General features: G+C 57.1%; 22 protein-coding genes and 8 pseudogenes. 17 read left to right on the top strand and 13 right to left on the bottom strand.

What is annotated here, in order from left to right:
* Positions 1 to 147: 147 nt before the first annotated feature.
* Positions 148 to 367: pseudogene (locus FHX06_RS33640) on the top strand (ATP-binding cassette domain-containing protein); the annotation flags it as partial.
* A 37-nt stretch (positions 368 to 404) separates the two neighbouring features.
* On the opposite strand, the gene FHX06_RS33635 reads toward FHX06_RS33640, so the two are convergent.
* From FHX06_RS33635 to FHX06_RS33620, 4 genes and pseudogenes are all read right to left on the bottom strand, one after another.
* Positions 405 to 680 (bottom strand): hypothetical protein, encoded by a 276-nt coding sequence (locus FHX06_RS33635; RefSeq protein ID WP_112547265.1) that lies wholly within the window; start codon positions 678 to 680, stop codon positions 405 to 407.
* Between the two features lie 10 nt (positions 681 to 690).
* Positions 691 to 990 (bottom strand): DUF982 domain-containing protein, encoded by a 300-nt coding sequence (locus FHX06_RS33630; RefSeq protein ID WP_112971208.1) that lies wholly within the window; start codon positions 988 to 990, stop codon positions 691 to 693.
* Positions 991 to 1,060: 70 nt separating this feature from the next.
* Entirely contained in the window at positions 1,061 to 1,537 is a 477-nt protein-coding gene (locus FHX06_RS33625; protein WP_112547263.1) for an Hsp20 family protein, read from the bottom strand.
* A gap of 185 nt (positions 1,538 to 1,722) precedes the next feature.
* Positions 1,723 to 1,967 (bottom strand): annotated as a pseudogene (locus FHX06_RS33620) (ATP-dependent DNA ligase); the annotation flags it as partial.
* 276 nt (positions 1,968 to 2,243) lie between these two features.
* Between FHX06_RS33620 and FHX06_RS33615 the strand changes: the two are divergent.
* Complete coding sequence (locus FHX06_RS33615; protein WP_183851293.1) at positions 2,244 to 2,603, top strand: nucleotidyl transferase AbiEii/AbiGii toxin family protein; 360 nt, start codon at positions 2,244 to 2,246, stop codon at positions 2,601 to 2,603.
* Positions 2,604 to 2,774: 171 nt separating this feature from the next.
* Here FHX06_RS33615 and FHX06_RS33610 read toward each other — a convergent pair whose 3' ends face one another.
* The 4 genes from FHX06_RS33610 to FHX06_RS33595 form a co-directional block, all read right to left on the bottom strand.
* The gene (locus FHX06_RS33610; protein ID WP_162710219.1) at positions 2,775 to 2,945 is read right to left on the bottom strand and encodes a hypothetical protein; all 171 of its coding nucleotides are present in this window, start codon (positions 2,943 to 2,945) and stop codon (positions 2,775 to 2,777) included.
* 190 nt (positions 2,946 to 3,135) lie between these two features.
* On the bottom strand, positions 3,136 to 4,008 hold the full coding sequence (locus FHX06_RS33605) for a sugar phosphate isomerase/epimerase family protein (RefSeq protein ID WP_113115849.1): 873 nt from the start codon (positions 4,006 to 4,008) through the stop codon (positions 3,136 to 3,138).
* Between the two features lie 59 nt (positions 4,009 to 4,067).
* Positions 4,068 to 4,982: a zinc-dependent alcohol dehydrogenase gene (locus FHX06_RS33600; RefSeq protein ID WP_112547259.1), complete on the bottom strand. Its 915-nt coding sequence runs from the start codon at positions 4,980 to 4,982 to the stop codon at positions 4,068 to 4,070.
* A 157-nt stretch (positions 4,983 to 5,139) separates the two neighbouring features.
* Positions 5,140 to 5,337, bottom strand: a complete 198-nt coding sequence (locus FHX06_RS33595; RefSeq protein ID WP_112547258.1) for a hypothetical protein — start codon at positions 5,335 to 5,337, stop codon at positions 5,140 to 5,142.
* 934 nt (positions 5,338 to 6,271) lie between these two features.
* Here FHX06_RS33595 and FHX06_RS33590 point away from each other — a divergent pair.
* The 9 genes and pseudogenes from FHX06_RS33590 (at position 6,272) to FHX06_RS33555 (ending at position 14,287) form a co-directional block, all read left to right on the top strand.
* Positions 6,272 to 7,063 (top strand): SDR family NAD(P)-dependent oxidoreductase, encoded by a 792-nt coding sequence (locus tag FHX06_RS33590; protein WP_112547257.1) that lies wholly within the window; start codon positions 6,272 to 6,274, stop codon positions 7,061 to 7,063.
* Between the two features lie 138 nt (positions 7,064 to 7,201).
* A complete protein-coding gene (locus tag FHX06_RS36365) occupies positions 7,202 to 7,378 on the top strand; it encodes a hypothetical protein (RefSeq protein ID WP_409564449.1) in 177 nt (58 codons plus the stop codon).
* A gap of 543 nt (positions 7,379 to 7,921) precedes the next feature.
* Complete coding sequence (locus FHX06_RS33585; RefSeq protein WP_112547256.1) at positions 7,922 to 8,239, top strand: PepSY domain-containing protein; 318 nt, start codon at positions 7,922 to 7,924, stop codon at positions 8,237 to 8,239.
* A gap of 29 nt (positions 8,240 to 8,268) precedes the next feature.
* A complete protein-coding gene (locus tag FHX06_RS33580) occupies positions 8,269 to 8,877 on the top strand; it encodes a general stress protein (RefSeq protein ID WP_112547255.1) in 609 nt (202 codons plus the stop codon).
* A gap of 87 nt (positions 8,878 to 8,964) precedes the next feature.
* The gene (locus FHX06_RS33575; RefSeq protein WP_112547254.1) at positions 8,965 to 9,468 is read left to right on the top strand and encodes a ferritin-like domain-containing protein; all 504 of its coding nucleotides are present in this window, start codon (positions 8,965 to 8,967) and stop codon (positions 9,466 to 9,468) included.
* 90 nt (positions 9,469 to 9,558) lie between these two features.
* On the top strand, positions 9,559 to 9,921 hold the full coding sequence (locus FHX06_RS33570) for a hypothetical protein (protein ID WP_112547253.1): 363 nt from the start codon (positions 9,559 to 9,561) through the stop codon (positions 9,919 to 9,921).
* A 116-nt stretch (positions 9,922 to 10,037) separates the two neighbouring features.
* Complete coding sequence (gene amyA, locus FHX06_RS33565) at positions 10,038 to 11,525, top strand: alpha-amylase (RefSeq protein ID WP_112547252.1); 1,488 nt, start codon at positions 10,038 to 10,040, stop codon at positions 11,523 to 11,525.
* A 135-nt stretch (positions 11,526 to 11,660) separates the two neighbouring features.
* A pseudogene (locus tag FHX06_RS33560) lies at positions 11,661 to 12,717 on the top strand (alpha/beta hydrolase family esterase).
* Between the two features lie 313 nt (positions 12,718 to 13,030).
* Positions 13,031 to 14,287 carry a GAF domain-containing sensor histidine kinase gene (locus tag FHX06_RS33555; protein ID WP_246715765.1) on the top strand — a complete coding sequence of 419 codons (1,257 nt, stop codon included), beginning with the start codon at positions 13,031 to 13,033 and terminating at the stop codon, positions 14,285 to 14,287.
* 18 nt (positions 14,288 to 14,305) lie between these two features.
* Here the strand turns inward: FHX06_RS33555 and FHX06_RS33550 are convergent, their stop codons facing one another.
* Positions 14,306 to 14,719 carry a response regulator gene (locus FHX06_RS33550; protein ID WP_183882503.1) on the bottom strand — a complete coding sequence of 138 codons (414 nt, stop codon included), beginning with the start codon at positions 14,717 to 14,719 and terminating at the stop codon, positions 14,306 to 14,308.
* Between the two features lie 501 nt (positions 14,720 to 15,220).
* Here FHX06_RS33550 and FHX06_RS33545 point away from each other — a divergent pair.
* The 4 genes and pseudogenes from FHX06_RS33545 to FHX06_RS33530 form a co-directional block, all read left to right on the top strand.
* Positions 15,221 to 15,871, top strand: a pseudogene (locus FHX06_RS33545) (IS3 family transposase); the annotation flags it as partial.
* Positions 15,872 to 17,411: 1,540 nt separating this feature from the next.
* Positions 17,412 to 17,690 carry a hypothetical protein gene (locus FHX06_RS33540; RefSeq protein WP_162710218.1) on the top strand — a complete coding sequence of 93 codons (279 nt, stop codon included), beginning with the start codon at positions 17,412 to 17,414 and terminating at the stop codon, positions 17,688 to 17,690.
* Positions 17,691 to 18,019: 329 nt separating this feature from the next.
* Positions 18,020 to 18,290: pseudogene (locus tag FHX06_RS33535) on the top strand (alcohol dehydrogenase catalytic domain-containing protein); the annotation flags it as partial.
* A gap of 157 nt (positions 18,291 to 18,447) precedes the next feature.
* On the top strand, positions 18,448 to 20,403 hold the full coding sequence (locus FHX06_RS33530; RefSeq protein ID WP_183851292.1) for an AI-2E family transporter: 1,956 nt from the start codon (positions 18,448 to 18,450) through the stop codon (positions 20,401 to 20,403).
* 199 nt (positions 20,404 to 20,602) lie between these two features.
* Here the strand turns inward: FHX06_RS33530 and FHX06_RS33525 are convergent.
* The 3 genes and pseudogenes from FHX06_RS33525 to FHX06_RS33515 all read right to left on the bottom strand — a co-directional run.
* Positions 20,603 to 20,851 (bottom strand): annotated as a pseudogene (locus FHX06_RS33525) (response regulator transcription factor); the annotation flags it as partial.
* Between the two features lie 101 nt (positions 20,852 to 20,952).
* Positions 20,953 to 21,297, bottom strand: a pseudogene (locus FHX06_RS33520) (response regulator transcription factor); the annotation flags it as partial.
* Positions 21,298 to 21,670: 373 nt separating this feature from the next.
* Entirely contained in the window at positions 21,671 to 22,579 is a 909-nt protein-coding gene (locus tag FHX06_RS33515; RefSeq protein ID WP_113115854.1) for a hypothetical protein, read from the bottom strand.
* Between the two features lie 587 nt (positions 22,580 to 23,166).
* Between FHX06_RS33515 and FHX06_RS36255 the strand changes: the two genes are divergently transcribed.
* Positions 23,167 to 23,490, top strand: coding sequence for a hypothetical protein (locus FHX06_RS36255; RefSeq protein WP_112547246.1), 324 nt, complete (start codon positions 23,167 to 23,169; stop codon positions 23,488 to 23,490).
* A 390-nt stretch (positions 23,491 to 23,880) separates the two neighbouring features.
* Here the strand turns inward: FHX06_RS36255 and FHX06_RS33505 are convergent.
* Positions 23,881 to 24,664 (bottom strand): annotated as a pseudogene (locus FHX06_RS33505) (transposase).
* Between the two features lie 81 nt (positions 24,665 to 24,745).
* Between FHX06_RS33505 and FHX06_RS33500 the strand changes: the two are divergent.
* Positions 24,746 to 25,159, top strand: coding sequence for a nuclear transport factor 2 family protein (locus FHX06_RS33500; protein WP_112547245.1), 414 nt, complete (start codon positions 24,746 to 24,748; stop codon positions 25,157 to 25,159).
* The last annotated feature ends 92 nt before the right edge of the window (positions 25,160 to 25,251 follow it).

Below are 25,251 nucleotides of genomic sequence, written 5' to 3'. Positions count from 1 at the left end.
ACGTTCAAAGCACCTTTTCACCTCCTTGAGGGGAATAAGTCATCTTCCCCTCACCGGTCCCGACAGACTTCGCTTGAACAACCACATCTCCCGCGAGCATATGTTCGCGAGCCGATGCGCGTGTTCGATGAACCATCTGGAGCACACATGACAGCTTTGATTGAGGCACGAGCCGTCAGCAAGCGGTTCCGACAGCACAAGCGGCTTCCGGGCCTGATGGGCGCACTGAAGACCTTGGTGACCAACGAGTACACGGAGGTTCTGGACATTTCCGACATCAGCTTCCACGTCGCGGCGGGCGAGGCCGTTGGCTATCTCGGGCCGAACGGGGCCTGCGAAATCGACGATGATCAAGATGATGGATGGCCCACCCGTGAATGAACCGGCCCGTTTGGGCCGGTAAATCAATAGCCGTAACGCCGATCGAGCTCTTTGAGGGCAGCCTGAACCTCATCGATGGAAACCGGCTCCGGTGTTCCCGGAATATGACGGAACGCCGGCTTTGAATCGATCGCATAGAAGTCGGAAGCCCACGACGCCAGGATAGTCCGCTTGTCGTCTGCGGAGAGCGCAGTCGCTTTCACAACGTCAAGCGGCCGCTCAATCTGCATGCCCTGAAGCAGGACCATTGGTCCCATCGCTATGGCGTTGGTAACCGCCTCCTTCAAGATGTCGTGCATGTCGAGCTCCTTATCGAACGTGCGGATCTTTGTCGTGCCTGCGACGGGAGACGGCGACCATGTCCGTTTCGGGCGCTAGCAGATCGTGTTTCTCGGCAAAGGCAGCAAACAGGCCGCGTGCGGTCTCCGCTTCGATATCACCGCGCAGCGCGGCACTGCACGCCTTGAATGCGACTGAATGCGCCGTGTCGCGCAAAGACACTGGCCATTCTGCAAGATGCCGGTAGGCATCCATGACGGTTTTGACCTCGGCGGGAAAGCCAAGGCCGACGAGGATTGTAACAGGTTGTTTGAACATATCGGGTTTCATGACGCTCTCCTTTCCAACCCGCGATGTCGATGGGCGCCGCCCCGACGGCGCCCGTTTTCCAAGGTTTCAATCAAGCAGCCTTCTGCGCTTCGATCTGCGCCGGGGCGACATTCTGTGAAAGAGCCTGGTTGGTATGGATGTCGATCCTCCGCGGCTTCAAGGCCTCGGGGATCTCACGCACGAGATCGATCGAAAGGAGACCGTTCTGCAGATCGGCGCCGTTCACCCTGACATGGTCTGCAAGCTCGAAGCGGTGCTCGAACGGCCGGCCGGCAATGCCGCGATGCAGATAGCCTTCATTGGCAGCCTCCTGCTTCTTGCCGGTGACGGTCAGCAAGTTGGACTGGAAGGTGATGTCGAGATCGTCCTGGGCAAATCCAGCCACTGCGATCGAGATCCGGTAGCTGTCGTCGCCAGTCTTGACGATGTCATAGGGCGGCCAGTCGCTGATCGCGCGGGCACGCTGGGCGTTTTCGAGAAGATTGAAGACCCGGTCGAAGCCGACGGTCGATCGGAACAAGGGTGCGTAGTCGTAAGATGTTGCCATAGCCATATCCTCCTTGAAGCAACATGGGTACGGAAGCGCCGAAAGACAGCGCTCCCAGCAAGGCCAGCCCATCATTAGCGGCTGGCGGCAAACGATTTGGTTTTTGAGGATTTACGATTCAAGAGCACCGGACGAAAAAATTTTTTCCGCTTGGAGTGTGTCGACGCAACCCTAATCCAGCGCATAACCGCGGCGTTATCCTGAATTCCCCGAAGGCCTCTATAAGATTCATGCCGCAGATTACCGTCGTCGGTCCAGCCGCGAATTCCATCTCGGCGATCAGCTTCGGCTCCGCAAAGACGCAGTTCTTGCCTTTAAGAGGAACGATAGGTGTCTTGGTCTTCAGCGTGTCGAGCGTGTTTTTCAGGTAAGCGGCGTCCTTTTCCTTGAAGCCCGTTCCGACCGCGCCGACATAAATCCAATTGTGTCCGCACAGGGCGGCAGCAGGCTGCCGCTACCGCGGCGCGACAAGGAAAGCAAGGTCAAGGAGAGCGTCGACGACTCGCAATCCCTGTCCGCAGATGCTCGCCACGACGCGAAGCATGATGCGAAGCCGGTCAGGGGGCTGGCTGAACACCGCGATCAGGTGCTGGCCCGCGTGAAGGAACGTGCGCTGCAAGGCAGTCGCACCGCCCTGACCGTGTCGCCAAGGGCTTTGGCATGGTGCGCACGCGCAAATTCTTCAACGGTCTCGTAGCGGACACGAATGCCGGCTGATTTCCTGCATAACGACAGGAATTTCGGGGCGCTCCTGCGCATCGTCGCTGACGGGATGAAGGTGCCGCTGGTGCTGGTCGAGAAAGACTACCGGATCATGCACTGCCTGTATGGCCTGCAGCACCTGAAGATGACGTTCGAGTTGAAGGGCGGTACTTCGCTCTCGAAAGGATACCACATCATCAACCGCTTCTCGGAGAATATCGATATCCGTATCGAACCGCCGAAGACCATGACAGTGAAAGCCGGCCCCAATCACGATAAGCCCGCGCATCGTGAAGGCCGGACGTCATTCTATGACTGGCTCGCCAACGATCAGCCGGGCGCAACAGACGGAAGCCGGCATTGATACAAAAGCTCGGAGCATAGGATATATTATCCGAGTTTTTGTATCACAATCCTTAGACTTGGAAAGGCGCCGATTGGCGAAATCGTGAGCAACAACTAACAGTCGCTCTTGACGGGGATCGAACCACCCTCCCTCGGCTACACCGAGTTAAAGCAGCCGCTGGAAGCTTGGTCATTGCCAGACGAGTAAAACCGCTACCCCTTTACGCGCGTACCGGCAGTGCTTGCCGTTCACCGCATAGCTGTCACCGAAGTCCTTCAGCGAGGATCTGGCCGCCACCTCGCCGTAGAGCGAATAGCCCTCGTCGTTCCAGGTGTAGGAGCGCCTCTTCCCAGCAGACATGTACGACCACCTTTTTGTGCCTTGTTCGAACAAGTCGGCCCCAGCCTCACAATTTCACCGATGAAGATCAAAGAGCCTGACCCGAAAAAAGTTTAATGGACATGGTGACTTCGCTTCTGGCGGCGGCTATCCCACGTACGCTGTTTTTTTGCTTCGCGCCGTCGAAACCAGCATGGCAGGTTAATCCGTTTCAAATAACGCCGGCAGTTTGCGCAATCGACTTGATGTGAGCGAGACCGCGACGATAGCCGGGAACGTCGAAGTGCTCCAGCATGAGTGGAACGTCCCGCTTGAGTTTGGCGATCTCGATCACATAGGCACTGTAATCAAGGTTTCCTTCGCCGGGCACCACTTCATCGAGATGGAACGAGATCGTGCCCGGGCCCCCCTGCATAACAAGATCCTTGGCATGGCAAGAAACGATCCATGGCCCCAGTAGCGCAAAGCAATCTCTGATCATTGTTCCAGTGTTGAAATAAAGTCGAGGCGAAATGACCATGTTAGCCGCGTCGATATGTGCACCGAATTGCGGGCGATCAATCGCCTTCAGCAATTTGAGATAGTTCTCTGGCGTGTCGGTCACCAGCCAAGGCACCATTTCCAGCGAAAATTTCGCGCGCTTCGGCCTCACCATATCGATGACGTATCGGGCTGTCTCGACTGCACGCTGAAAGCCGGCCTCGCTTTGATTGTCGGGATGCGGGCCATAATCATAATTGTCGCTAAGCTGCCAGGGATCACCCGGATGACCAACAGTTCCGTGGAACGCAACAATGGCGCCTGCTCCCAATTCGTCTGCCAGCGCTAGCTGATGGACGGCATAGTCGAGGTTGGCCTTCCGTGTGCTTTGATCGTGGGCAATGAGGTTTTTCCAGGCCCCGCCTTCGGCCATTACCAGATCGGCCGCAGCAAAGCTCTTTACCAGAGCCTTTATCTCCTCGCGGCTCTCGATGCTGATGTTTGGCATATAGGCGGCGTTGTATCCGAATTCGATATGCGCCTGTGCGTAAGCCTCCGGATCGCCATCGTAGTCAATTCCGTGTCCGCCAAGTCTAAAGGTCATAGAAGGTCTCCCGTTCTTTCGGATTGAGCAACGCATTTGCCCAAGCTAAGCACTCGTCCCTAGTGCTGGGCTTCGGGGGGATAGAGCAACACTTTGCCGCAATTGCCCGTTTCCTGGAGAGCGAAGGCTTCTGCGACCTGCGACATCGCAAAACGATGTGTCGTCAGCTTGTCTAGAAGCGGTCTTGCATCGCGGACGCGCTGCAGGACCTCGTCGGCGAAGACATCATGGTTCCAATGCCATGCGCCGTAGATTTCAATGCCCTTGCCTGTGATGCGGTTGACCGGTAGCGAGCCGCTCCAGGTGACAAAGGACAGCCGGCCCCTGGCTCGCACTAGTTCGAGAACCACCGGTGGGGCCGCCTCATTGTTGCTGGTATCGAGCGCTGCGTCGACGCCATAGCCCCCGGTCGCTGCGCGCACCTGCTCGATAAGATCCGGCGCACGAGGGTCTATCACCTGCTCTGCGCCAAGTTCCTTTGCCAATGCAACGCGGTAGGGATTGAATTCGAGGGCGATGACACGTGCCCCGATCGTGCGAGCATTGACGACCGCGCCAAGCCCGACCGCCCCACAGCCCGAAATCAGGATCGTGTCCTTGTCGGTTAGCTGCATTCGCTTCATCGCCGTGAAACTCGGGCCAAGCGCACAGATCGCCATGGCAGCGTGGTGTGTCTCGATATCATCGGGAACCGGCTGCAAGATATAGTCCGGCTTCAGAAGATATTGCGCATAGCAGCCGATCCCGGAAGACGATCCCGTTTCACCCAACAAGTCTCGCTGCGAGGTGCAGTGGATGTGCTCTCCCGCTGCGCAGGCGGGGCAGACGCCGCAGCCGGCGTGAGGCATGACGATAACCCTGTCGCCCGTCTTCAGGCGCCTCGACTGCGCAGCATCAACCACAACGCCTACGGCCTCATGGCCGAGTTCGCATGAGTGCGTTCCCGCGCGCCACCCCTGCCACTCCGTACACATTGGAGCGACCAGGACCTCGACCTTGACGATATCGCCCGACGCCTGTGGGTCTGGCCGTTGAGTGATCTGCGCTTGGCGCGGTCCTACGATTTCTACGCAAAAAATGGTCGTTACTCCGTTTGAAGGCTGCCAAGGTGGGGGGGGCCCTGGATGTTGATTAACTTTCAGATGTCAGTTTAAAATCCGCGACGCCACTCACGGTTTCAGTAGTGGTGGAGCAGTCATCGAAAATTGTGCCATCGTTGATCAGATCCCCACCATTCCCGCCGAGGAGCGATGACGGGCCAGGTTTCAACAAGACCGGCTGCTCGCGGTTGAGCGGGACAGCTTCATCGGCATCGATGCGGATCGACATCTTATCCTTCCCGACCTGCTTCCAGCCGCGATCGCCCGAGTCCGTCCACCTTTTTTCCATCGGCGTCAGGACCGACCACCGACGAAGTCAGTAGTGCCGTGGCGCCATGAAATGCCGAAACGATCTGTGCACATGCTCCTCCTCTAGCCGCGTCGACAAAGATGCTTTGCGGTAAGACCGCCATGATCCATCGGATCCTAACTCGTCGCCGAGTCTCCACACTCGGACGCATGCGGCCTCGCCGTCCCTGGCACTTTCGGCAGGCGGCACAAGGCGAATGTTGCACCTCACAAGACCGGGCTGCGGCGGTTATTCCCTCCATCGACCGTTCGTAACGTTACGGATGAAGCATCGGGCGCATGTTGTCAATTGTTTTCCGACGCTGACAAATTCGACGCAAAGCAAAAATTGATCGAAAGTCGTAACGTTACGATGACGTTGCCGATCAAGCTAAGATCTGGGTTGTTTGGTCGTCCCCGGAGACCTGGCCAAGTCTCGACCTCAGGCTCATCTACATACGTGAAACGGCAAACGAGAAGTCTGGTCGATCGCGCAATCGATCAGTAAGCTGCCAGACCATTTCCCATCCTTCTTTCATTACGGCGACAGTGGAAGGCCGGCGTGCAAAGGACAAAGGGCGATTGGGGTTGTTCGGCGACGCCGAACAGCAGAATTGCCTTCGGCCTACTAATTCGAACAGATCTCCGGCAGTAAATCAACGTCATCGACCCCCGCATCGAGGCCGTCTCAATAAGGCAAAGAAGTCCATCATGTTCAGACTTGCAAACAAAGCCGCCCTTCTAACCAAGGGGACGGCGAAGGGCGACCATCTTCTTCGCAGCTGACGACGCGTCCTCTATTGTCGGCAGCGACCTCGTCATCGCCCGCCGTGCGTGCAACCATTAATGGCGTCCAACTTTACAGGAGCAGAACTATGCAGATCGATCTCAAAGGAAAGACCGCCCTGGTGACAGGATCTACGGAAGGCATTGGCTATGCGATCGCCCGACAGCTCGCTAGAGCGGGCGCTGACGTCGTCGTCAACGGCAGATCCGAGGAAAAGACCGTGAGGGCCGCCGAGCGGCTGAAGAGCGAAGGCGCCAAGGGGGGCGTCACGGCAGCGGCGGCAGATCTCGCCTCCGCCGAAGGCTGCGCAACGCTTGTAGCGAAGTTGCCTCATGTGGACATCCTCATCAACAATGCTGGTATTTTCCAACCAAGTGATTTCTTCGACACCGCGGACGAGGTCTGGGACCGGCACTGGCAGGTGAACGTCATGTCCGCAGTTCGACTGTCGCGAGCTTATCTGCCGGGAATGCAGAAGGCGAACTGGGGCCGGGTCATCTTCATCGCGTCAGAATCAGGTTTCAACATTCCAGTCGAGATGATCCACTACGGCGTCAGCAAGACGGCCGACATCGCCGTCGCCCGCGGGCTCGCCAAGCGTATGGCGGGCACCGGAGTGACCGTGAACTCCGTTCTTCCTGGCCCCACTCTCTCGGAAGGCGTCGAGGCAATGCTTGCCGATGAGCGCGAAAAGACGGGCAAGTCGATCGAGGAGGTCGCCGCCGACTTCGTCAAGCAACACCGGAGCAGCTCTCTCATTCAACGCGCCGCGAGCGTCGAGGAGATCGCGAACATCGTGACTTATCTGGCCTCACCATTAGCATCGGCGACCACCGGCGCTTCAATGCGGGTGGACGGCGGCCTTATCGACACGCTTTAAGACGTGAACGCATCACCCCAAGCGATACAAAGCCCCACCGGAGATGGGGCTTTCTTCTCTCAAGCCACCGCGGCGTTCTTACCGCCGCGGGGTTGTCGCGGAATTAGGTGAAGGCGACCTTTCAGCGGCGCGCGTGTCATTGTCACATCTAGCAGCGACGAAAGGCTAAAGCGCGCAAAAGTGCTCGGCGCGGCTGCCAGGATCAATCATAGGCGCATGCCGGAATGGTCGACGTCGGTGCTTGAAATGACGGACGGACACGGCTCGATCACATCATTGATGTGGGCGGACCAAAGATCTTCGCGCAGTCGCTGAAAGCGGCTGCCAGGCGAGGCCAGAGCAACGCATCGCCTATCGTGGCGGATCGGAGGGAGCGTTCAATCCCCTCGACATGTTCCGCAAGCAGGTCGAAGTGCTTGGTATCCCAGTCGCGAGAACGAGATGATCTTATCAACCCTGACGTCGGATTTTCATCGCCAAGACTTTCAGCTGGATACCCGCGCTTCGCGTGACTATGACAAGGCCAAAGCCTCACGTTTGGCACTCAACTTACGGTAAAGCGTATTGAGTTCGGCGTGCTTCGTTTCCTTAATGTTGGGTGATGCCATTTCAGCGTCTAGCGTTATGAACTGCTTAGCGATTCCCTTAATCGCTCGTCGCTGCCGTTGACCGATTTGAATTCGATCATGTCGTTCTCCTCAGTAATATTTACAAGCTATTCTTTCGACAGCATTATCAAGAGCTTTATTTGTTTCTCGTTTATGACAGATACCCAGTTCAAACACGGAACTTAAACCGGCTGAACCGGTTGTCTGTTCACGGCCGTGTGAACCCGGTCAGAGAAAGCGAAGATCCTCAATGAAAAATATGATCCTGGCCGCGGCGCTCGTCGGAGCCTCGGCACTGGCGGCTGTTGCGCAAACGACTCCCGCCCCGTCGACTGATGCCGGAAATCCGGCGGTCGCGACGCCAGGCACGAAGAACCCGACCGCACCCGTCGCGGGCGCGAACAGCTTCACCGAGGCTCAAGCCAAGGACAGGATCGAGAAGGCCGGTTATTCGGAGGTCAAGGACCTCAAGAAAGACGACAGCGGCATCTGGATGGCGGCCGGCATGAAGGACGGCAAGGCCGTCATGGTCGCCCTCGATTATCAAGGCAACGTTGTCGCGAAATAACTCAACTCACGAATCCGAAGGATACTTTTATGAAAACCATTACTGGACTTTTCGACGACTATACCGATGCAAGCTCCGCCGTCAGCGCGCTTGAAGCAACCGGCGTTCCCTCGAACGATATCAGTATCGTTTCCAACAACGCGGACGAGCGCCATTCCGACAGGGAGTCGGGTGCCGCGACCGGCGCAGAATCGGGCGCAGGCCTCGGTGCCGTTGTCGGTGGCGCCGGCGGTCTTTTGACCGGGCTCGGCATCATGGCCATTCCTGGTGTTGGTCCAGTGGTTGCCGCCGGCTGGCTTGCGGCAACCGCAGTTGGGGCCGTTGCAGGTGCAGTAACCGGCGGCGCAGCCGGCGGACTGATCGGGGCCTTGACAGGCTCGGGCGTATCCGAGGACGACGCCAACCTCTACGCGGAAGGCGTGCGTCGCGGCGGCACCCTGGTCACGGCCAAGGTGGATGATGCTCTTGCGCCTGAAGCCCAAGCAATCCTGAAACGTTCGAACTGGGTCGATCCTGCAGAACGCCGGGCTTCCTACAACGCGCAAGGCTGGACACGTTTCGACGACACGCTCGATCCATACGGGCCAGAGCAGATCGAACGGGAACGTGACCGCTACCGTCGCCCTCCGGCAGTTTGATCACAACTCACGGCTGTCTCCGGGCACCAGTGAATGCGGCCGGAAATGTGATCCCACATAAGTTATTCCAAACCCAAGGAGCCAATCATGACCAAGCAATCCAAAACCCTCAACGTCCTGTTTCACGATACCTTGAAGGACGTCTATTTCGCCGAACATAAGATCGTTGCGACCCTTCCGAAGATGCATGAGGCCGCCAAGAGCAAGCAGCTCAAGGACGCTTTCACGAAACATCTCGCCGAAACCAAGGTGCACGTTACCCGTCTCGAAGATGTCTTCAAGCTCATCGGCAAGAAGCCGGAGCAGAAGACCTGCGACGCGATGATGGGCATCGTCAAGGAAGGCGCGGAGATCATGGATGAGTATGCCGGCGCGCCAGCCCTCGATGCCGGCCTTCTTGCGGTAGCCCAGGCAGTCGAACACTACGAGATGTCACGCTATGGGACGTTGCGTACTTGGGCGCTCGAGTTGGGCATGAAGGATGCCGCCAAGCTCCTTCAGACAACGCTCGACGAAGAGCAGGCGACCGACCTTGCTCTGACGTCCATTGCAACGAAGGTCGTCAATCAGAACACCGAGAAGGCTGCCTGAATCTGACGCAGCCGCGTTACGGCCGGTCACTGCCTGTCGTCGCGGTGACCGGCCAAGGCAATTCGGACAGCTGAAGGAAGGACCGTTCCAATGACCGAGTTTCGGGATATCAGCATCGTCGAGTTAAGCGAAGGCGCATCTGGGGCGGCGGTAGGGCCGCTGACGACGATGGTCCTGCAGCTTTCGGGCGTTGCGCCGGTCGATCGGGCCAACGCCTTTAACGAGAGTTGGAAAGAGAGCGCGTCCGTGATGAGACGGGCGGCGACAGCTACCGGGGATACGATAACATTGGCCTGCATGCCTTATGAGCTGCAGGGCCAGATCACGGAGTTAAACAGGATTATCGCCGAGACCAATTCTTCCTATCGAGATGGTCTCGAACAGGCGGCGGCTCGACAGGATGCCGAGCTCAAGGATTTGAAGGCTACCTTGAAATCGCCGCAACCGAAATGAGCGACGATGGGCGCGGCATGGCTGCCGCGCCCGATAGCGTCCGCGCGAACGTGCCTGCCACCTCGCCGATCCAATCGATGATTTGCATCTGAACATCCTTCCCGAAAGCCAAATCCATGACACCGCGAACCCTCCTTCAATTCTTCCACTGGTACTATCCCGATGGCGGCTGTCTCTGGAAAGAAGTGGAAGACAAGGCCGAAAGCCTTGCCGCCATGGGCATCACCGACGTTTGGCTGCCGCCGGCATACAAAGGCGCCTCGGGCGGCTATTCGGTCGGGTATGACACCTATGACCTGTTCGATATCGGTGAGTTCGACCAGAAAGGGACGGTCGCCACGAAGTACGGGGATCGCGCCGCGCTGCAAAGGGCCTGCCATAGCCTCAAGAACAACGGTATGCGTGTCATCCATGATGTCGTCCTCAATCATAAGATGGGCGCCGACGAGAAAGAGCGTGTCCAAGTTCGTCGCGTGAACGAAGAGGACCGGCTTCAGATCGAGGACGAACAGTTCGATGCGCTTGCCTACACTCGCTTTACCTTCCCTGGGCGCCAGGACAAGTATTCGAACTTTATCTGGGACATGACGTGTTTCAGTGGCGTCGATGTAATCGAGCAACCCAACGAAAAGGGCATTTTCCGCCTCGTTAACGAGTATGGCGACGGCGAGTGGAACGACCAGGTCGATGATGAACTTGGCAACTTCGATTTTCTGATGGGTGCGAATGTCGAGTTCCGAAACGCAGCAGTCAGCGAGGAACTCAAATACTGGGGCCGATGGCTTCCTGACCAGGTGCCTGTCGACGGCTTTCGACTCGACGCGGTCAAGCACATCCCCGCCTGGTTTTTCAAGGATTGGGTCGGCCACATGCGCGATCAGATCAACCCGGACCTGTTCGTGGTCGCCGAATACTGGCATCCAGATATGGATGTCCTGAAGAACTATCTCGATCTCGTGGACAAGCAGTTGATGCTCTTCGACGTGGCACTTCATCATCGCTTTCATGAGGCATCGCTTGCTGGTGAGGCCTTCGATATGCGCACGATTTTTGACGGATCGCTCGTTGCTGCAATGCCCGGACATGCGGTCACCATCGTCGACAACCACGACACGCAGCTTGGGCAGGCACTCGAGGCGGCGGTGGAACCCTGGTTCAAACCCCTCGCCTACGCGCTGATCCTTTTGCGTGAACAAGGCGTGCCATGCATTTTCTATCCGGACCTCTACGGCGCCCAATACACAGTTGAACAGGACGACGACAGCAAGACCGAGATCGACATGCCGGTCATCGACTGCCTCTCGCAACTGATCGAGGCGCGTGCACGCTTTGCCAACGGGCCTCAGACCGATCTGTTCGATGATGCCTCATGCGTCGGTTTCGTACGGCATGGCAGCGCGCAAGCGCCCGGCTGCGTCGTCGTCATGTCAAACGGCGGAGCAGCCGAGAAAGTGGTGGGCGTCGGTATCGAGCACCGCGGCGTCACTTTCATGGATTTTCTTGGCCATCACGGGGAAACAATCACCATCGACGACGCAGGTCAGGCAACCTTCCCGACAAATGGCGGTAGCCTGAGCGTTTGGGTTCGTGTGGATGGCAGCTGAAACCGGTAGACCTTGCGCCCCCCGCAACGAACGCTCCCTCGGACCCGATCGGGCTCGCTTGTAATTGTGCAAGCAGCATTACATTACGCTGACGGGGCGTCATCAGGCATTCCGCGCCAACCGGAGCATCGCTTTATGCGCAGCATTTCCGATACGATCGAACGCCTGGCGCGCTACCGCGCGATACCACAGCCTAATTCTCCAAGTAGTGCCTTGAAGAAACTGAAATCTCACGGGAAAAATCCGGGCAATCTTTCGGCTTGATACCAGGTGCCAGACGATGGACAACCTGCTCCTGCGCTGGTCGTCATCTTGCATGGATGCACACAAACTGCATCAGGGTATGATCAGGGTTCGGGCTGGTCGAAGCTGGCCGATGACTTTGGATTTGCGGTTCTCTTCCCGGAGCAATCACGGGAGAACAACGCAAACCTCTGCTTCAACTGGTTTGTCGCAGCCGATATGACGCGCGACGAGGGTGAAGTGCGCTCGATCCGGGAGATGATCGAAAGCATGGTTTCCGATCATGGCGTCGATCCCAAGCGGGTCTACATCACGGGACTGTCGGCCGGTGGCGCGATGGCGAACGCGCTGCTTGCCGCTTATCCGGAAATGTTTGCAGGGGGGCTATCATCGCGGGGCTTCCATACGGCACGGCGTCGACAGTCCCGCAAGCCTTCGATCGAATGCGCGGACATGCCCTTCCTTCGGCTTCGGCTCTTTAAGTCATCCTCCTGCCCGCCTCAACGCACAAGGGGCCATGGCCAACTGTGTCCGTCTGGCATGGCACATCGGACCGTACGGTCGACGACGCGAACGGACGTGCGATTGTTGATCAGTGGAAAGGCGTGCATGGCGTCACAGAACCCGTTTGTGATGTCGCTGCCGGGCATGAACATCTCATTTGGAAGGACAGTTCGGGGCGTGACGCGATCGAGTTGTACAGGATTTCCGGCATGGGTCATGGCACGCCTCTCGACGTTTCGAGCGGCTACGGCGAGAGCAGGGCTTACATGCTCGACATCGGCATTTCATCGACGCGGACGATTGCTCGTGATTGGGGTTTGACCCCATCATTTGAGCGGCGGAAAAGCAGAAACCTTCGGCGGCGGCGCGGATAGCCCCGCATGACGTTGGTACAAGCGACTTTGTCCGAACGACAATCGAAAATGCTCTTCGCAGTGCAGCCTGATGAAATAACAGTTCCCGGCGCTGGCGGATCGGAACATCTTCTCACCGTCAGCATCAGGCGGCGGCTTTGGGACCATCAAAAGCTTCTTTACCACCATTTAGCGGATACCGGCATGCGGCTGTGCCGGTGCAGCACCGGTCGGCCCATCACAAGAGCTTGCCGGCGGAGCTGCTGCCCGGCAAGGCCACCGCGATGGATGTGATCGAGCCAAAAAGATGGCGTTGCACTCACGCCAAATTCGGAGGATCGACGGACGTCACTTTGTCCTTCTTGATCGTCACCTCATCCTCCATGTAGCCTATGTCTTATTGCAATGACTTCCTGCCGCCGAAGCTTTAAGAGGAAAGATTATAGAAGGAGCGATGCCATGGATGATCTCCAGGTAGACCTGCAGGCCATCGGCCAGATGGTCGAGGTACCCACGATCCTCGAAGTCATCTGCAAGACAACCCACATGGGCTTTGCGGCCGTCGCTCGCGTCACCGACAGCCGCTGGGTTGCCTGCGCGGTACTCGACGATGTCGATTTCGGGCTGAAGGCTGGCGGCGAACTCAAGGTCGAATCGACGATTTGTCACGAGATCCGCCAAAGTCATGATCTCGTAGTCATCGACGATGTCGATGAAAGCCCGCAATACCGCAACCATCACACGCCTGCGATCTACGGCCTGAAAAGCTACATTTCCGTTCCGATCATCCGTCGTGACGGAAGTTTTTTCGGAACGCTCTGCGCCATCGATCCGGCACCTCATAAGGTCGACAATCCCGAGACGATCGGCATGTTCCGGCTCTTCGCCAAGCTGATTGCGAATAATCTGGATAACAATGCCGATCTTGTCCAGGCTCAGGTCGAGCTCGCCGAGGAGCGCGAGCTCTCGGTGGTTCGAGAGCAGTTCGTCGCCGTGCTTGGACACGATCTGCGAAATCCAATTGCTTCGATGATGGCGGGAATCAGGCGCTTAGGTCGCACGGAAGAGATGAGCGTGGAGGACCGCAACGTTCTTGGTCTTATGCAGTCGAGTGCCATCCGTATGCGCGATCTCGTTGACAATGTGCTTGATTTCGCCAGAGCGCGCCTCGGCGACGGACTTAAGTTAGACGTCGTTTCGGAGGCGCCGCTACGTCCCGTTCTGGAAAATGTTGTCGAGGAGATCCGATCGGTCCATCCGCATCTGGATATTCGGAGCAATTTCGAACTAGATCGCGACGTCCGTTGCGATCATCCCCGTATGTCCCAACTTCTTTCGAACCTGATCGGGAATGCGGTTACCCATGGCGACAGCGCAAAGCCAATTCAAATTGGTGCGACGACAACTGGAGGTCGCCTAGAGCTCTGGGTCGCCAACGCTGGCGAACCAATTTCAGATCAGGTGAAGACAACGCTGTTTAGGCCGTTCTTCCGCGGTGATGTCAGAGGCAGCCAACAGGGTCTCGGGCTTGGATTGTACATAGCAAGCGAGATCGCCAGGGTACATGGCGGGAAGCTTTCTGTTACGTCGGACGACTCAGAGACCCGGTTCATATTCACGATGCCTTTACAATCAGCCAGTGGAGGTCTCTCAAACGGCTAACGCGCCCTGCACCAAGTATCAGCTCTTATCTCGGGTCTTGCTTACTTCATGTGGAAAGTGCTCTTGCAGTGCTTCGAGAAGGGTCGCGGCAGAAAACGGCTTTTGAACAAAACTCGCATTGCTTGGGAGATCACCCTCTTGGGGCATCCTTGCTCCCGATGCGACGATCACCTTTATGTCTGGCCACCGCTCGGCGACCGTCCTGGCCAATTCGAAACCATCAAGATCTCCACCGGTCTGCACGTCGGTGAACAGCAGCTGGAGGAAGCTGTATTTTTCGAGAAAAGCGAAAGCCTCGTCGGCCGTATCCGCTTCCACGACGTAATATCCTGCTTCTGAAATGAAGTCGGCAGTATCCATACGTATCAATGGCTCGTCATCCACGACGAGTGCTATGGGTTGGGCGATCTTGTCGAATCGGTCTTTATCCATACGCACTAACACGATCCGTGAAAGCTTGTTCCAACTTTTGATATAATTTCGAAAGTAATTAGAGATGTTGAGGTGATGCAAATCGAGGTGATAGGATTTCCCGTCCTTTGTAGCCCATACGCAAGCGTTTCTCGTGTTGGAAACAAGCTTGTTGAGGGCGCCGACGATGCCCGGCCGGGCAAGTTCAGAACGACCCCACAGAACAAACGCCGCATGAGAGATGGAGCGGTTCTTCTCTCAGCCCCCGCAACGTTTCACAGGGAAATGTCGCTGCGGATTAACCTCAGCGGGATCAGCGAGCGCATTGCATCGGGATCCCCTTTTTCTTCTGTTCGGCCCAGGTCTGTTGCGCCTTTATTCGTCACCGCTGAGAAAGTGTCCGATGGGAGCAGGCCATATTCCATCGCAGACGATTTTGGGAGTGGCCAGCATCGCCACCGCAAGGATAGCCCCTGGCACCCCCACGTCCAGAACTAGGAGACCAGGGCTACTATCACCACCACTGTTGCTCGGCTTATGAGGGCAATGGGGCTGCAGGGCATAATTCGTGGCAAGCCGATCGACACGACGATCAGTGACAAGACCGGCCCATGCCCGCTCGACCGGGTGAACCGACACTTCTTCGCGCCTGCGCCGAACATGCTCTGGCTTTCTGATTTCACGTATGTGGCCACTTGGCAGGGCTTCGTTTACGTCGCGTTCGTGATCGATGCCTTCGCTCGCCGCATCGTCGGTTGGCGAGCAAGCCGGACTGCCCATGCGGGCTTCGTTCTCGATGCCCTCGACCAGGCACTGCATGATCGGCGGCCCGTCCATCGTGGCGGGCTGGTTCATCATTCCGACCGCGGATCGCAATATGTGTCCATTCGCTATTCCGAACGGCTGGCGGAAGCTGGCATCGAGCCGTCTGTCGGGAGTGTCGGCGACAGTTATGACAACGCTCTCGCCGAAACGATCAATGGTCTTTACAAGGCCGAGGTCATCCATCGGCGAGGACCGTGGCGAAACTTCGAAGCCGTGGAGTTCGCCACGCTGGAATGGGTAGATTGGTTCAACAACAGGCGTCTTCTTGAGCCCATCGGAAACATTCCACCTGCCGAGGCCGAAGAACGATATTACGCCATGCTGGACGCACCAGCCATGGCCGCATAACTTAAACCAAACGGTCTCCGGTAGATCCGGGGCGGTTCATTATCTACTCCAGGGCAGCGTCCTAACCGAGTGAAGAAAGTAAGGTCGTCGGCTCGGTTGGTGAGGCTTGCGGATGGTACTGTTGTTTGGGCTGAAAGCTACGAAGCTGACTTGGGCGTGGAGCCATTACTGAAAATCCAATCCGACGTTGCAGGCAAGATCTTCAGCTGGGCCTGGTCGAAAGTGAGCGACCCATTGATCTTGCCACCACACCTCATCAAAAGGAGCCCTCCCAGGGGTGTGGGGGGCTCCGAGAAGCTTAGATGCCGGAACAGGTACCAAACGGCCAAGCTAGACAGTAGGCTCACAGAGCACATGTATTAGCGAATCAATTCGGCTGATCCTCGAAGGCCGTCCTCATTTGAGCGAGAATGAATACCCGCAAGGTCTGCTTGCTTGCCAGGCGGGGCGAGTTTGAGAAAAGGAGAGGATATAAAATTCAGCAATCGAAGGTCTGTCCGAAAATTCGACGGTGATGTTTCGGCGCGTGGCTGGATGTTCCTACGTCCTCCCTTCTGGAGCGCGTCCCATCTGCCTTTACGACAAGCTTCTTGAATGGCATCAGCTTGCTCACAACCTCAAAGGAAAGACTTCGGGATAGGAGCGACACTACCCCGCCTTGGCGTATTGGCCCAAACGTTTTGACTAGGATCGAAAAATTGTCGTTGTGGTCGCCGAGCCCCGCCCGACCAGCCAAATCAACGTCTGGGCCATGACAACAGCCAAGATAGTCAGTGATGCAGCGAACCAACGCCATGGCTCCAAATCGACTTGCGTTTCGAGACCGAATGCACAGGCATGGGCTGAGGCTTTCTCGACACAGAAGCTTCCTGCCTAAGCATATTTCGCACCCGAAAGCTTGGAATGTATGTCCCTTTGGGAACGGTAAGGACAATGTCATCTTCCGAGCCCTGAAGCAGGTAGTATCGCTCCAACTCGCGGCGGATCCGACTTGCTTCGATTCGGAAACAGAAGTCGGCCTGTGCATCGAAGGATGCATCCCGACCGAACACAAGTTGAGCGATCGTCACTGCCTTCAGGTACCCTGCCTGCCATCAAGGGTTTCCTCGACGACGAATTGCAGAAATCTTCTCGCCCGCAGCTGCAGTCTTAACTCTGTACTGGTCAGGATTCGTTCAACCTGCCCCCTTATCTGATCTAGAGATGGATCACCCGTTTCGTGGGGCATCGGGGGGAGTATAGCTGTCAGGGGTTCCTCGGTCGCGTGTGAAATGCGCGTTATTATGCGCCGTGCGAAGAGATTTGTTCTCCAGCCTACTCCCAATAAATACCGATGGCGGCCATTAAATCAGAATATTCCGGGAAAATATTCCACAAAAGTTGCTAGCCAATCGATGAACGGGCTTTGTGTTCCGGTGAGGTATTGAAGCCAAGGCTTGCAACAAGCAGCGAACGCCCTACTTAAATGACAAGCTCACCCGGAGAATGGTTGTCGCCACTTCTCGGTCATCTTTCGGACAGCCCCTTATAGGAGCGTACAATGTCCACCCGATCGACCTTGGGGAGTATGAGTGCTGAACGGCGGGAGTCGGTCCTGCGTTCGCTCGCGTCGATGCTGCAATACTCTGCGGGAGTAGCTAAGCTTCGACACTATCCGAGTTGGAACGAAATGGAAGTGTTGGCCGCAGAATTAACGCGAAACGCGGCCGTCATTGCTCAGGAAACCTCGGAAGCGGCCGAAACGGCTGCCGCCCAAGCCATAAGACTTTTGAGCGAGTTCGAATTGCGTTATCCCTCCACTGATTTTAGCCATCATTGAGATCGCTTCCATCATCCGGTGAATGATGGACTGCATCTGTTGCACCAGCTCGTGACGTTTCGCCGATTACTGGTAATCTGAGGCCCAGCGCCATCATCACATAATAGGGCCACCCTTGGCGGATGCTCTTGCCGAGACGGGCTCGACAAATCGCGGGAACGCTCCCACTTTTAGACGTCGAAAGTGACATCGGCATATTGTGCTTACGGTCATGGCATTACCTCCCTGCCGCTACTCGGACGGGTGCCGGAACCGACAGATCGGCGAGTGATCCTCGCTCTATGAGCCGGCATGGCATGTAGACCCGGCCGTGTTCGGGACGGCCGGCAATTTCATCGAGCAGACATTCGACGCGCGTCTGGCATGGCAAGGAAGACATCCGATGCGACACGGTATCGGACCCCGAAATCGAGCATCCCCGTGATGCGCTCATCAAAGTGACGAGCTGCGCGATTTGCGGCTCGGGACCCCCATCTCTTCCATATTTTCATCCCAAAGATGAAGTCGGGAAATAATATCAGGCACGAAATGATGGGCGAAGTCGTCGAGACCGGCTCGCAGATGAACGGCCGCCTGAAGAAGGCTGACCGGATCGTCGTTGCCCTGGCTGACCGCGGAGCAGCTGGTGGCGAGGCAAGAGGGTGAACGCAGAGACTTCAAGGCCAGCCTGCGGTATAACTGATTGTTCCCGTGCCCGCTTTGGGCTTGGGTCCATTTCGGGCACTTGGGTGTTCTTCGCAATGCTTGGAGGTGGCTGATGAGCGGAACAGAATTTTTAAAGGCGGCGACGTCCGCGGCACCCCATGGACTTCCGGATGGCGAGCTTCGCAACCGGCTCTCCGGACGCACGATACTGATCCTGATCGGCGTGGCCGTTATTCTTCGGCTGGGCCAAGAGATATTCGTACCGCTCGCGCTGTCTCTGCTCCTGACGTTTACACTCGCGCCGATCGTATCCTTCCTTCGCAAGCGTTCTGTGCCGAAGATCCCCGCCGTTCTGCTGGCCGTTGCGTCGGCATTCTGCGCGATTACCGTATTCAGCGTCGTCGTGGCAACGCAGGTTACCAATCTTGCCGAGAACATTCCGACATATCAGCGAAACATTGTCGATAAGGTGCATTCACTGGCGCAGGCAGGTGCGGGAAACGGCGTGTTCGAGCACCTTAGCAAAGCCGTCGAACGCGTGGGCGCCGAAATACAGACCCGTGCCGTCGAAAGCCAGGATCCGAAAGTTGAGGCGCCGACCATCCGAACGCCGATGCCTGTCGAGATCGTGACGCGCTCCGATCCAATCCAGACGCTGGGCAACTTTCTGCTGCCCCTTATTAGTCCGTTCGCAACCGCTGGTCTGGTTATGGTACTTGTAATCTTCATGCTTCTCGAGCGGGAAGAGCTGCGCGACCGGTTCATCCGGTTGGTCGGCCTGGGCGACCTCCACCGAACCACAGCAGCGCTGCAGGATGCCGGCGCGCGGGTCGGAAAATATCTGCTGATGCAATTGGTGGTGAACACGCTGTACGCCGTGCCTATTACCATCGGTCTCTGGGCCCTCGGCATCCCGAACGCAATCCTATGGGGACTGCTGAGCCTGGTTTTGCGGTTTGTGCCCTACATTGGCGCAATCATCGGGATGATGTTGCCGCTGTTTCTCGCGCTCGCGATCGCACCGGGATGGTCACTGGTGGTCTGGGTTGGCACCCTCTATCTGGTTACCGAGTTGGTCAGCAACAACGTGCTGGAGCCATGGCTCTATGGGACGCATACGGGATTGTCGCCATTGGCAATTATCATCTCGGCGATCTTTTGGTCCTGGCTCTGGGGTCCGCTTGGCCTTATGCTATCGACCCCTTTGACGGTCTGCCTCGTCGTGCTGGGAAGACATGTTCCGCAGTTCGAATTCCTTGACGTCCTGCTCGGCAACGAGCCGGTGCTGGAGCCTCACGAAAAGCTTTATCAACGACTCCTGGCCGGGGATCCTAACGAAGCTTCTGACAATGCCGAAGAGTTCCTCAAAGAGGAATATCTCGTCGAGTACTACGACAAGGTAGGTATGCCGGCGCTTCTACTGGCCGAACTCGATCGTCAGCGCGGCGTGATGTCGGAGAGGCAGATTGAGATGGTCGCGTCGAGCTCGCTGTCCTTGGTTGGGAACCTGTCGGATATAGCGGATGACGAGGAGAATGAGGATGAAACTGCGCCGGAGGAACCGTCACCGGCAGACGCCGAATTGGAGCTTCCTGACGGCGAGGGCCACTCCCTTCTGTGCATCGGCGGACGCGGTGGTCTGGACGACGCTGCCGCTGCCATGCTCTCGCAGATATTAGAAGTCCAGGGCGCCGCAGCGACGCGATCGTTTTATGCCGAGCATGCTGCTCGTGGATCCCTGGCACTTCCCGTCGACGGGGTCGACACGGCGATCGTCACGTATCTTAACGGCAATTCGAAGTCCCGTGCCCGCCAGATGATCCGCCGCCTCAAGCGCCTGAAGCCTGCGCTTCGTGTCGGTGTTCTCATTCCGACAGCAAACGGCCAGGACTTTGCTCAGATCGATCCGAAGGAGATAGATGCAGACTTCGTGGCAATCACGATAACGCAGGCTGCTCGTTCTGGCCTAACCTCTTCGGCCGCTGTAAGCCTCAAGACCGTAGTGCGAAAGATCGCCCGACGGAGGTCGCCTTCCATCGGAGGGACGGAAACGACGATTTCGGGGTAGTTAGGCTGGGCAAATATTGCTTGCTCTTGACGCGATGTGAACCGACGGCCGACCCGTACTGTGTTCTCTTTCAATGCTACCCGTGGGAGTGGGCTCCAAACCCGACCGGCGCTGCTGGTTCGCTCGAAACTGGTTGCCCCAGTCGCGAACCCACGATCCGAGCGCCTTCTTGACTGCATCGATGAGTACGGATCCCACGAGTGATGAAGATCATCGGCAGCTTCGCTCCAGCCCCTTTCAGCTTGCGCAGTTCGATGCCGGACATGCCTCCGAGATCGATATCCAGCACGAGACAGTCGATCGGCGTTTTCACGTCGTGACGGAGAAAAGCTTCCGCCGATGCATATTCGACAGCCGCAAATCCGTAGGCATTGAGGAGCCGACCCACGCTTCGACGTAGGCTCGTATCATCATCGACTACGGCGACAGTGCGGCGCAGCTTTCCCACCTCATGCGCTCATGCGTGACATTGCGCTACATACGCGGGTTTACGTCACTCTAGGCGTGCCGGCGGTCGGTTGATATTGCCCTTAGGGGAAGAGCGTCCGATCACCCTGTGGTCGCGGTACGACCGATGTCGGCGGCGATCAATAAGACCTCCGCAAGCAATTTTGCGGCGATCTTCTCCATGACCTGGTGGCCACGGACGATAAGCCCAAAGACTTCGGCTTCAGGCGCGCTCAGACTCGCAATCAAGCCACTCACTTTCTGCAGACGGTCGTGCTCGGCCCGTCGTCTCTCATATTGCGCTAGCGCTCGCTCGATCGCCTCCATCAGCACCGCCGCCGAGCTGGTCTTTTCCAAGAAGTCCTGTGCACCTGCTTTCCTTGCGTCGACGCCAGCCTTTATTTCACCTGGGCCCGTAAGAAACACGACCGGGATTAGAGGTGCAAGCGCGGCTTCCGGAACGGCTCAAAGATCCAGCCGGTAGCCAATATGCAAGCGTCCGGTCTTCTGAGCCTTCAAAAGATCCTGCGCTGCTTCACGGAGTGAAATCGGGTCAGCGACTACTCAATGTGGAGCGGGCCGTGGTGCTGGCGTCCACTCGACGCCAGCATCGTTGGCTCCCGCGCGTTCATTCGTTGGTCTGGTGGAACATTCGGGACGTCAATCCATTGTCGGTTGGGCTTGTTTTCCCTGTACGGGCCTAGAGGCTCATCGCCCACCCCGCGATGGGCCCTTTCCCGCGCTCGCTACCAACCATCCGCGTGATGATGGGGCAGTGGGCTAACATCCTGCCGGTCTGAAAACAACGCGCTTTTGACGCTCACTCCTTACCAATGCCAAGCGGACGCGCAACGGACTTGGCGATTTTCTCCGCGATGTCCGATTGGATTGCAAACGATGGCTTCCTGTCCAGCTCGTCGTCATAATTTTCAGCCCAAACGACAGCGCCATCCGAACGCCTCACCAACCGGGTCGCCAACCTTAGTCGCCGTCCCTCCAGTAGCACCGCCCCTTGGAGCAGATAGAGGCTATCGTTCGAACTCGAGGTACGACCGGCCTTTACGACAAGCTTCTTGATTGGCACCAGCTTGCTCACAACCTCATATGTAAAACTCAGAGATATGCCTACCGTGTCTGAGTCCGGGGACATAGGCTCAAATGGTTCGACGGCGATCGATTGCATGGTCGTTGTGATCGCTGAGCTCGGACTGTCCATCAGAACCAGACCGTGGACGAGCACAAAGCTTCCGATGGTCACGGCACCCACGACCCATTGCCAAGGCTCCAAGCCGGCTTTGCGTATCGGATCCTCAGGCAAGGCCAGAGGCTTTGTTGGTGCAGATATTGCCTGTCCCTTCGGCATCGTTCTCATCCGAAAGGTTGGAACGTATGCCCCTTTGGGAACGGTTATGACAATGTCGTCTTCCGAACCCTGGAGCAGGTAGTATCGCTCCAACTCGCGGCGGATGCGACTTGCTTCGATCCGGACACAAGGGTCGGCCTGTGCATCGAAGGATGCATCCCGACCGAACACAAGTTGAGCGATAGTCACCGCTTTGATGTATCCCTGCCTGCCATCCAGAGTTTCATCGACGACGAATTGCAGAAATTTACGTCCACGCTGCGGCAGTTCGAGGTTCTGACTGCTCAACATGCGTGTGAGTTGATCCCTGACCTGCTCTGGAGAAGGCTCACTAAGTTGGAGGGCGTTCGTGAATGCAGCTGTCATCGGCCCGGTCACCGTCCGTTGAAGTGAAACGCACGCTCTCACGCGCAGTCGAAAGTTATTTGTTTCTAGCATACGCTCAATTAGTGCCATTGGGCCAATAAATGAGAATATTTTCGGTCAGGTAGTCGTCACCAGTCGACCGGCCAATAGTTGAAGAGGCGATGGGGTGCGCCTAGTCGTTAACCGATCCAAGATCTTTTCCTTCCGAAGGTGCTGGAAAAACTTCGCTCGTTCCTTAAATCTCCACGATGCAGAACGCCCTCAACTTCCAGCACGAAAGGGGTGCCTCTCCCTGACCGGGAGGCGCCCTTTTCAATGGGCTATTAAGACATACACAGATCTCGTGCCCGATCTGACGGTGGCAAAGCTGATTGCGCCCACTGAAACGCCCGGCGCGGTCGCAACAGAGGCGGTCGGCTTCGGATGTCATCCCTCTGTCACTTGTCAGTGCCGGCCCTCCTCCCAACCTGGATATCCAACAGATAGGCGAAGACTAACGGCGGCGCGATGGCGCTGTTCCTGGCACTGCCGCGCTACCCCAACCTATGAAGCCGTCCATGAAACCGGATTGACGCTGCAAGGCTTTATTGCTTTCCTCGACCCCGCCAGAAACGGCCGCCGCCGCACTCGCTGCGCTCCGTGCATCCGGCGTGGCTGTCAAAATTCTGACCGGGGATAACGATCTGGTGACGCGCGAGACCTGCCGGGATGTGGGTCTCGATATTTCCGGTCTCTTACTCGGGCACGATCTGGAAGCAATGAGTGACATGGAAATTGGGGACGCAGTAGAGAAAGCGAACGCCTTCGCCAAGGTGTCGTCCTGCCAGAAGGCCCGCATCGTCGCTGCCCGGCAGGCCAGAGATCACGTTGTCGGCTTCATGGGCGATGAAATCACGGTGGTCCGGCATTGAAGACCGCCGATGTCGCAATATCCGTGGACACGGCGGTCGATATCGCCAAGGAATCCGCAGATATTATCCTGCTCTAAAAAAACCTGGCCATCTTGAACGATGTCATCGAGGGCCGACGCGTCTTTCGGCAACATCGTCAAATACATTAAGATGGGCGCAAGCTCGAACTTCGGCAACATGTTCAGCGTTCTCGGCGCGTCGATCTTCCTGCGTCCCCGAAAATGGGAAATCGGCAATACATGCGCTTTATGCTGTTCATCGGGCCGATCAGCTCGATCTTCGATTATTCGACTTATTTCACCATGCCGTTTGTCGTCGATGCCTGGACAAATGCGTCGCTATTTCAAACGGGTGGTTCGTGGAACCAATCCTGACCCAGACGCTGATCATTCATGTCATCCGCACCGCTCGAAAGCCGTTTATCGAGAGCTGGGCCAGCCCGCCGTTGATCATTTCCACGATCATCATCTGTGCGATCGCCATTGCCCTGCCGTCTTCCGTGTTGACGCCGATGGCGATGATCACCGCGACGGAGACGATGCGTCCGCCGCGCGGGACCTTGAGATAGGTGGCATCGATCCAAAGGTATGGCCCCTCGCCTTCGATGGGCCGGGAGAGAAAGGCCTTCACCTTGTCGGATTTCCTCGCACAGCCTGGAGACCTGGCTTTTGGAGATGCCGCTCATACCCATCGCCCTGACCAGATCGTCCACCGAGAGGGTCGAAACACCCTGGATATAGGCTTCCTGGATCACCGCGGTCAGCGCCTTCTCGGCCATGCGGCGCGGCTCCAGAAAGCTAGGGAAGGAACTGCCAGTGCGCCGCTTTGGAATTCGCAGTTCAACGGTACCAGCTCGGGTCTCCCAATTGCGGTCGCGATAGCCGTTACGCTGTGCAAGTCGAAAGTCATTTTTTCCCCGTAGGCCGCTCCAGTCTTCGCGCCGACCTCCAGCTCCATCAGCTTCTCGGCTGCAAAGCCAATCATCTCGCGTAGCAAATCCGCATCGCGATACCTCAGACCAAAACGATTTCTGCAAAGCGAAGCACGCGAACCGATCGATGGCACTGAGCTTGATGAGGTGGATGGCTCCCTCTTCTGGCGATTCCTCCCAAGCCTCCGATGTCTGTGCGCTTGCACCCTCCCAGTTTTCCAAATTTGAAAAACGGTTAAGCATTTTTTGCCGTTTTTTTCGAAATTTGAGCGCCTAAGTCAGGTCGTGTGATGTCATGACGAATGGCTCGGAAGGAGATAGGCCATGGATAGAAAGCACCACGAGGACGTCGCTAAGGACTTTCTGGATGCGCTTGCACGATGCGATACCGACACGATGTCGAAGCTCAGCACCGAGGATATGACCTGGTGGATCATGCCCGGCAACAAGTTTTCGGGCTTGCACGCTAAGGGGTCATATCTCAAAAACCTGCCCAAGCTTTTAGAAAACGCCTCCGGCCCACTCAGGCTGGAGTATCACGAAATCACCGGCGAGAGCGATCGCTTGGCGATCGTCGCCGAGGGCGATCTGCCGATGAAGGATGGCCGGCACTATCGGAACCATTATCATTTCCTGCTGCGCTTCCGGGACGGGAAGATCGCAAGCGGCAAGGAATTCACGGACTCGCTGCGCATCAACGAGATATTCGGCGCGCCCGACAGAAGTGACGCAGCCTGATCGCGCCGAGCGCTAGGCAGCTCTACACCCCATCAATCACAACTGACGCGGAGCGGACCTTCCTGTCCGAACGGATTGACGCGTCTAAAGGA

This window comes from Rhizobium sp. BK512, assembly GCF_014194915.1.
GTDB lineage: Bacteria > Pseudomonadota > Alphaproteobacteria > Rhizobiales > Rhizobiaceae > Rhizobium.
Note: the sequence above shows the minus strand (reverse complement) of the source record. Positions and strands in the feature narration are given on the sequence as shown.